This window comes from Brachyspira alvinipulli ATCC 51933 (genome assembly GCF_000518245.1).
In the GTDB taxonomy this organism is placed as follows: Bacteria; Spirochaetota; Brachyspiria; order Brachyspirales; family Brachyspiraceae; genus Brachyspira; species Brachyspira alvinipulli.
On record NZ_KI912409.1, the window covers coordinates 26,381 to 26,734 of the forward strand.

Annotated in this window: 1 protein-coding gene; it reads left to right on the top strand. The window is 32.8% G+C overall.

All coding sequences use genetic code 11. From position 1 onward, the window contains the following. Positions 1-354: hypothetical protein (locus tag T324_RS18210; RefSeq protein WP_211232607.1), on the top strand; the 354-nt coding region annotated here is incomplete at both ends.

The window sequence follows — 354 nt, forward strand, 5'->3', positions numbered from 1 at the left end:
AGAAGAGTCTAAAGAATTAGAAAGTCCTTCTGAAGAACCGCAGGAAGAAATAAAAGAGGAAATAGTAGAAGATAGTGCTACATCTTTAGATAGTGAAGAGATAGAATCCACTTTAATAGATACAGAAGAAGGTTTAGAAGAATTAGAGGAATTAGAAGATTTAATATCCGAAAGTTCTATTGAGAACATTATAGAAGGAAGCGCTTCTAGTGACGAATCTGAAGAAGTTTCTTTATCAGATATAGAGGAAGTTTTAGATGAGCTAGAAGAATTAGAAAGTTTATCATCTGAAATTTATTCTGAAGATGCTCAAGAAGAAGTTAGAGAGGAGGAAAGTTCTACATCCTTAGATAG